The sequence below is a fragment of the Hominisplanchenecus faecis genome, from assembly GCF_020687205.1.
GTDB classification, from domain to species: Bacteria; Bacillota; Clostridia; order Lachnospirales; family Lachnospiraceae; genus Hominisplanchenecus; species Hominisplanchenecus faecis.
This window is the reverse complement of the sequence record NZ_JAJEQE010000043.1, coordinates 21,052-28,174: the sequence shown is the minus strand read 5'-3', so window position 1 is coordinate 28,174 and position 7,123 is coordinate 21,052. Positions and strand designations below refer to the sequence as shown.

The 7,123-nt window shown below is 48.9% G+C and carries 8 protein-coding genes; all 8 read right to left on the bottom strand.

Annotated elements, in window-relative coordinates; translation table 11 throughout:
* Positions 1 to 105: 105 nt before the first annotated feature.
* The 8 genes from LKD42_RS11375 to LKD42_RS11340 are packed head-to-tail and all read right to left on the bottom strand — an operon-like array spanning position 106 to position 7,083.
* Positions 106 to 1,452, bottom strand: coding sequence for a polysaccharide biosynthesis tyrosine autokinase (locus LKD42_RS11375; protein WP_248835753.1), 1,347 nt, complete (start codon positions 1,450 to 1,452; stop codon positions 106 to 108).
* On the bottom strand, positions 1,397 to 2,680 hold the full coding sequence (locus LKD42_RS11370) for a Wzz/FepE/Etk N-terminal domain-containing protein (protein WP_248835752.1): 1,284 nt from the start codon (positions 2,678 to 2,680) through the stop codon (positions 1,397 to 1,399). Before LKD42_RS11370 ends, LKD42_RS11375 begins: the two co-directional genes overlap by 56 nt.
* Positions 2,661 to 3,368 carry a hypothetical protein gene (locus LKD42_RS11365; protein ID WP_022118397.1) on the bottom strand — a complete coding sequence of 236 codons (708 nt, stop codon included), beginning with the start codon at positions 3,366 to 3,368 and terminating at the stop codon, positions 2,661 to 2,663. The genes LKD42_RS11370 and LKD42_RS11365 overlap by 20 nt, the downstream gene beginning before the upstream one ends.
* A complete protein-coding gene (locus tag LKD42_RS11360) occupies positions 3,365 to 3,604 on the bottom strand; it encodes an LPXTG cell wall anchor domain-containing protein (protein WP_248835751.1) in 240 nt (79 codons plus the stop codon). The genes LKD42_RS11365 and LKD42_RS11360 overlap by 4 nt, the downstream gene beginning before the upstream one ends.
* On the bottom strand, positions 3,594 to 4,679 hold the full coding sequence (locus LKD42_RS11355; protein WP_248835750.1) for an LCP family protein: 1,086 nt from the start codon (positions 4,677 to 4,679) through the stop codon (positions 3,594 to 3,596). The genes LKD42_RS11360 and LKD42_RS11355 overlap by 11 nt, the downstream gene beginning before the upstream one ends.
* Before the next feature lie 24 nt (positions 4,680 to 4,703).
* A complete protein-coding gene (gene srtB / locus LKD42_RS11350) occupies positions 4,704 to 5,543 on the bottom strand; it encodes a class B sortase (RefSeq protein ID WP_248835749.1) in 840 nt (279 codons plus the stop codon).
* A complete protein-coding gene (locus tag LKD42_RS11345; protein ID WP_022118393.1) occupies positions 5,540 to 5,800 on the bottom strand; it encodes a PqqD family protein in 261 nt (86 codons plus the stop codon). The genes srtB and LKD42_RS11345 overlap by 4 nt, the downstream gene beginning before the upstream one ends.
* A gap of 26 nt (positions 5,801 to 5,826) precedes the next feature.
* Positions 5,827 to 7,083, bottom strand: a complete 1,257-nt coding sequence (locus LKD42_RS11340) for a nucleotidyltransferase domain-containing protein (protein WP_248835748.1) — start codon at positions 7,081 to 7,083, stop codon at positions 5,827 to 5,829.
* Positions 7,084 to 7,123 lie beyond the last annotated feature (40 nt).

Below are 7,123 nucleotides of genomic sequence, written 5' to 3'. Positions count from 1 at the left end.
GGGGCGGGTCCCAAGGTCTTTCATCCACCTATGAGCAAGCTCATGTGGATTTAGACCTTTTGACCCTGGCATCATTATATAAGAAACCGTTCCCATTGTCCACTGCTATTTGTGTTCGGTCTGATTTAAAATGCACCCTGCAAACTCCATCCCGGCTTCGGAAAGTTCTCTTATTCCTTCCGTCAGGATCCTTACATCAGCAAAATCCTGTCTTACAACAAAAACACCTCCGTCCACGCAGGAAGCAAGCATTGCCGCATCCGACAAAATCCCGGCCGGCGGTGTGTCCACGATCACCAGATCTGCCTCCTTTTCCAGCTGTTTTATGATCTCTGCGATTTTCCCTGTGCCAAGGATCTGCTGCGTGGATGACAGGCTTTTCGTCCCTGCAATGACACAGAGCTGTGTATCCCGACAGCGGATTTTTACCTCCTCTGCCGTTCTCTGCCCGGTCAGGACTTCATACGCCCCTTCCGTACCAGAATCCAGCTGCATCGTCCGGCAAACAGCCGGTTTTCTTAAGTCCGCATCGAGCAGAAGTACCGAATAGCCTTTCTTTTCCAGCCCCAGTGCCAGATTGCAGGCAACGGTGGTCTTTCCTTCCCCGGCAACGGCACTGGTGACAAGAAGCGTATGCATGTTTTTCTTTTTCAGCTCCTTTTCCAGTCTTGCACAGATGGCATACCGGGCATCTAAAAAGGCAGCCGATCTCTTTTTTGCCCTGGTTTTCGGAAGACTTCCCAGATAATGGATCTGCGTCAGTCTCTGCAGATCTTCCCGGTTTCTGACGGTCTTTTTCGCCATGGCACCAAAAAGCACGATCAGAATAAAAAGGAGGCTTCCACCCCCAGCCCCTTCAAGTGCTGCCCTTCGACCATCCGGAATGTTGTCCGGCTGATGCGGCACACCGGATTCATCCAGAAGCTCCATCTTCAATACACCGGTCACCGGATGCAGGATTTCCGGGTAACATGCCAGCACTGCCTGCAGAAGTTCATACGCCCTGCCGGCACTTGCAGCCCTTGCCCGGATCGTGATCAGATTAGTATCTTGAACCACCGATGCATCGATACTTCCCGGCATGGTCTTTGTCCCCATCTTTTCACATACTTTTTCCCGCAGTACATCGCTCGTTAAAATATAAGGAAACACAACGCCGATCTGTTCTGCTACTTTCTGCTCATAGTTTTTATTTCCCGCATAGACAGAATCACTGCTCACCGCATAAGCAGCAAATGCAGTATAGACCGGCTGATAAGTTTTTTTCACAAGAAAAGAACAGGCAGTTGCCCCGATCCCTGCAAGAAGCAGCAAAAGCCACCAGAAGCGTCTGCCCTGTTTCCACATCGTCTCTGCCAGAGAGGTAAGGTCGATCCTTCCATCCTCCAATCTCATCTCACCGTTCATAATGTCCTCCATATCTGCCGTAATGATATGCATACTGATAGCCATAAGAGGCCATCGGTCTTAAAAATTCCACATGTGCATTGTTGTAGACACAGCCAAGATTTTTCTCTCCCTGTGCATTTAAAAGATCCAGTGCCGCATTCAGATCTTTCGCCTGTGCCCGGTGCTCTGCAACAACCAGAAGTGACGCATCCGCCATCTGTGCCATCTCCTCCGTATCCGCATTCTGCAAAAACGGCGGCGTATCGATGATCACATAATCATTCTCTTTTTTCAGGTTCTCCAACAATTCCTGAAAATTTTCTATTTTCAAATGTCCTTCTTCATCGGCAAGCCAGGACGCATTCTGTTTCCGGAAATCTGCATTTAACAGAAAAACCTTCTCTTTTCGCATCGAAAGTGCCAATGCCAGATTTTCCGCCACGGTCGATCTGCCCTCTTTTTCCAGCACACTGGTCACAAGCAGTGTCTGTGCCTTTCGCTCCTCCATCTTTTTCTGGACGTGCTGTGTAAGTTTTTGCAGGGATTCCATATAGCGGAAGCTGATCAGCGGATCGTCTATGCGGATGTCAGTCCGTTTTTTTCTGTTCCGCTCATGCCAGAGCGTACCAAGACGTCTCGCCTCCAGCTTCTGTTCAATGTCTTCCTCCGTGCGGATCGTATCCTTCAGCCAGGACAGCCCGCCGAAGATCAGTACCCAGCATGCTGCCGCAGCCAGAAATGCTTGGATCATGATATTTCGCCGCTCAAACGGCTGATCTGGCGTAAGCGGAACCTTCGGTGCCTTTAAGATCTCCAGGATTGCATTACCTGTCATATAGTCCGATACCAGGCTGTAATTTTTCAAAATAGACTGCATCAGTTTAAAGCAAAGCTCCGGTGAGGCCGCAGTGACCGCCAGATTGATCAGATTCGTTCCCTCCACCGCCTCTGCCGATGCACTGCCTGCAAAATCCGCAAGATGTATCTCTTCTGCGACTTTTTTCTGCAAAATACTGCTGTTTAAAATCTGCTCAAAATGTTCCGCCATAACCTGTGCCGAACTTTCATTGTCATAGACATTATTCGGAAGTCCCTTTTTTGTCACATAAAGTGTCGCCTGGGAAGTGTAAGATGGCTGATAGTGCCACTGCATCACAGCTGCCGCAAGCAATGCTGCCGAAACGGCAAAACAGAAAATCACCAGCCACTGCCGCAGAACATCCGTCAGAACCGTATACGACAGTGCCCTGTCCACTCCATCCATCCTGTACTCACCCCGCCTTTGTTCCATTTTCTGCTCCTTCCGTCTCTTTCTGCCCTGTTTCTTCTGTCGCTTTTTCTGTCAGATTGGTCCTTTCCATCTGTTTTTCTGCTTCTGCACGCTTTGTCCTTTCCGTCTGCTGTCTGTAATCCACCATCTCAAGCGTGACCGGAACCGTCACCATATCACCGCAGCTGTTTGTCACCTGCAGCCAGATCTCATATTCTCCGGCGATATTCAGGAAAAACACCGAATCCCCCGTGATCTCCACCTTATTTGAGATATCTCCGTCGATGCAGTCTGTCGCATAGACACTATCCAGAATATCCTGTGTCCCGACCGGGAAAGAAAATGGCTTTGCACAGGAGATTTTCGGCGAATGATAGTCCGTGTAGATCAGCTGTCTGGATGCTTTCGCAACGTGGCCGTCCCGGTCAAATGCTGCATAGGAGACCAGTCTGCGTCCTTTTTCCAGAAAAGTCGATACACTCTCAATCACCAGAGAATCCGTGATATCGCCGTCTTTTTCATCATAAGCTGTGATTCCCTTTTTCCATACTTTCTCCGGATCTTTGACACTCACCTGGATCTCATCCTGATCCATAGATATTTTCGGTATGGTTTGATCCGTTTTTCGTCGGATCTGGTTCTGATCCAGTGCATAGAGCACCACTGAGAGCAGAAAAAGTGTGATCGCAAACCACCTTAATTTTTTCATTCCGCCTTCTCTTTCCGTTTCCGGTCTGCAAAAACGGCTGCCGATGCCGATACACAGGCAAGCAGAAGAGCCACGGACTCTCCCGTACCTTCTCCTGTTTTCGGTGAAACGGCCGTCTTTGTCACCGTACTTCTTCTTACATTCTCACTGCCAGGACTTATCACTGCCGCCTGGACCGGAAGTGCCAGCATACCGGACAGCAAAATTGCCGTGATCCAAAGTTTTTTATTTTTCATGATCCTTCCCCGCCTTTCGATAAAACACCTCTAAAACCATCTCATACATTGCCTGCTCATCCACATGAAATTCCGCATAAGTCTCTCCCATGGATGCTTCTCCTTTGATGCTTAAAATACCGGTATCCTGAAAACCGCCGCGAAAAAGCAGGGTCCCAAGATACGTCACTTCGGCTGCTGAAAGATTCGTGACTGAAAAATCCTTGATTTTCTGATACAGAGTCAACAAAAAAAGCGGATTCTTTCGAAACTGCTCTGCCGCTTTTCCTCCAAAAGCTGCAAGATACTGCTTCTGCCGCTCGATGCGGTCACTGTTGGCATCCGCTGTCGCTTCCTTTTCTTCCACCAGACGACTTCGCACATACCACTGTGCCTGCTCTCCGGTCAGCACCTTTCTCTCTCCTTCTTTCAGGGACGGATCCTGGATCGTCAGATCTTTGGTGACCGTCACCTCCACACCGCCGACTGCATCCGTCAGCACTGCAATGGCATCCAGATCCAGTGCCGCATACGCTGCGACCGGCATCCCGTAAAACAGCCTGGAAACGGCTCTCACCGTATTCTCACAGCTCTTCTCCTTTCCGTCCCCGTACGTGTAGGCAAGACAGAGCTGCAGCTTTTCCGTTCCGATAAAATTTCCAAGGTCTGAATAGACGTTGACATCCGTCATCGTATCTCGTGAGATCGCGATCAGGCGGCTCTTTCCGGTTTTCGTATCCAGCACAAGAAGAAAAAGTGCATCTGCCTGACCTGCCTTTCCATCTCCGACCGTGCCGCCCTCTTCAAACGCTTCCTTATCTACCCCAAGAAAAAGGATCGACACCAGATCTTCGTTGTACACATACTTCTCTCCCTGATATGTGACCTCCTTTCCCTGTTCGCATGCGATCTTTGCCCTGTCGTCTCCGCTTTGCTTTTCTTCCGTCAGATTTTCCGTTTCCACCGCCACATTGCGAAACAGTGCCTCTTTCCCCCTCATACGAAATCCCTGAAAAATTGCCACGATCGCCAGAATGATCACCAGAACGGCCGCCACACTTCGCATCACCCTGCCCGCTCTTTTTTCCGTCTGCATATTCCCACACCTTCTTTCTCTTTTTTACTGCCTGGTTTTTTCTTTTTTTCTCAGAACAGCCTGCACCAGGTAACGTCCGTCTGCCTGATCGGATGTGCAGGTACTCAGGGTCACAAATTTATCTTTTGCTGTCACCTTTACATCCTCTCTTGTATTCTGTCCCATGGAAATCCCGGCAAACACTTCTCTGATATACGCCCATCGCCCCTTTTTCTTTGAAAAATCAAATGCCCCGAGCAGATGCGTATCATCAAAGCGGTACGCCGCAAAAATTTCATATGTCAGCCGGTAGCCCGGCAAATAAATAAAAAATTCCGGATGTTCCGCAAAAAATGTTTCATCCTCAAAAAAATGAAGATTCTGGAACATCGAGCCGTCTCTCATGTTGTGCCCGTAAAGCACGGTCATCGGATCTTTAAAATCCCTGCTGTTTGCCTCTTCCGTATAAATACTTCCGGCAAATGCATATCTTCCGCTGCTGTTGTGCCTCAAATAATAAGTGTCATCTTCTTCTCTTTGCAGCACCGGATAATCAATCTGCGTATCCGGTATCCGAATCCAAGCATAAATATCCGGATTGATGCTCGAAAGCTCTGCAAAATCGATGCCTTCCGGCCTGTCATCCCCGGCTTCGGACTCACGTTCCATTTCCTTTGCTGCCTTATTTTTTTCTTTTCCCTGCTGCCCGTTTTTTGTCCCCACTGCGAACGCTTCCGCCGCATCCCGCAGTCTTTCATACGACTGTTCTGTCACCAGATTGCTGCAGAACCTCACGCCTGCATAAGAGGCAGACACAATCGTGACCATAAGTGCCAGATAAAACAGCACACCCCAGAATCGATGCGTCCCTTTCTTATCCCTCATTCCAAAACGCCCGCTTTTGCAAGATATGTAAGAAATTGACCGATATCCAGACGTGCCTGTTCTTCTGACACTTCATATTCTTGCAGAACCTCCTGTACCAGCTCTTCCCTCGTCCTGTTTTTTTCCATATGTTTCCACAGAAACGCCCCGCTCTCATTCAAGGTCACCAGACCGTTAAAAGTAAGAGCCGTATTTCCCACCGGCACCAGGATGTTTTCCCCTGCTACTTTCCGCAATACAAATCGCTTCGCCTCCATATTTCACTCACTTTCCCTTGTTGTATTCATCTTCTCTTTTCCCCGAAAATCCCATATTCTCTTAAAATCTCTTTCCTTTTTCTTCCAGTCTTAACGATTTCTTTTACCGATCCTAAAACCGGACCTTCTCTGAGATAGCCACAGAGCCTCTGCCCCCAGGCAAACGGCAGAAGATATGGATGCTTTTTCAGGTACGGAAAACGCCACAGAAGATTCTTTGCAGGCGGAAATGCCATGTAAAACAGACCGGGGAATATGCCTGACAGTCCTCTTTTTTCCGCCGCATGCAGCGTAAGGGTGCCGCTGTGCAGGCGACTCCTTGTCCCTTTTCCATGAATGCCGGAGTGCAGGATATCTTCCATCAGTCTTTCCGTATCCAGTTTCATACTATGCACACCTTCCGGAAAATAGAACTGTTTTTCTTCAAAACCAAGATACTGCACACCAAGGTGAAAAATCGCCTCTGCAAACAGGATACCATCCGTCATCCGGATGCGATCCCAGAAAATCTCCCAGTCGATCTCCTTCTCGTAATGCTCGGCAAACAGCAGAATATCGCAGATCTGCCGTATCCCGACTCCAGAAGCAAGCAGATGTTTTCTGGCATGGCAGAACTGAAAAAACAGATGATCCGTCGGCTGCGGCATATTGATTTTTACACCTTCTGTCTCTCTTTCGATCGCCTGTTTATGGATTTCATCAAAAAATCCATTCCATCCAATACACCATTTTTCATTTTCCGGAAACAGCATCCGGTGCAGCTCGATCACCAGAAAGCCGCCTGTTTTTTTATAAGCCGTCTCATAGTTCTCGGTGCCAGTCTCAGGATTTAACTGCTGCATTCCATATAAAAGCATCGCTTCCTGACAGGCCTCAAACTGCTCTTTTGGTATCAGCAGATCCTCATCAGCAGAAAGCCTTGCATCCGGATTCGGATACAGACTGCGGCAGACGATTCCTTTTACCGCCAGTGCCTTTACACCCATCTGTTGTAAATGAGCGTACAACTCCAAAAATTCTTCGGTCATCGTCCTCTGAAGTGCCATCAGCCGTAGACTCTTTTCCCGCACTTTTGCAAACATCACACGGTCCGCCAATGCCGCTGCCCGGCACTCCGCCACCGCCTCATAAACCAGCGGCAGCACATGATGCATGTCCGCCAGGACAAAAACCTCTGACCACTCCTGCACGGAACGCTCCTTCCAGGCCACCCGCTGCCCGCGGATCCCCGCACGCAGTGCCTCCAGAAAAAGCTCCTGGTACTCCCTTGTTTTTATGAACATTTCAGTCCTCCCTGCAATTCAGAAAACATTTCTGATATTT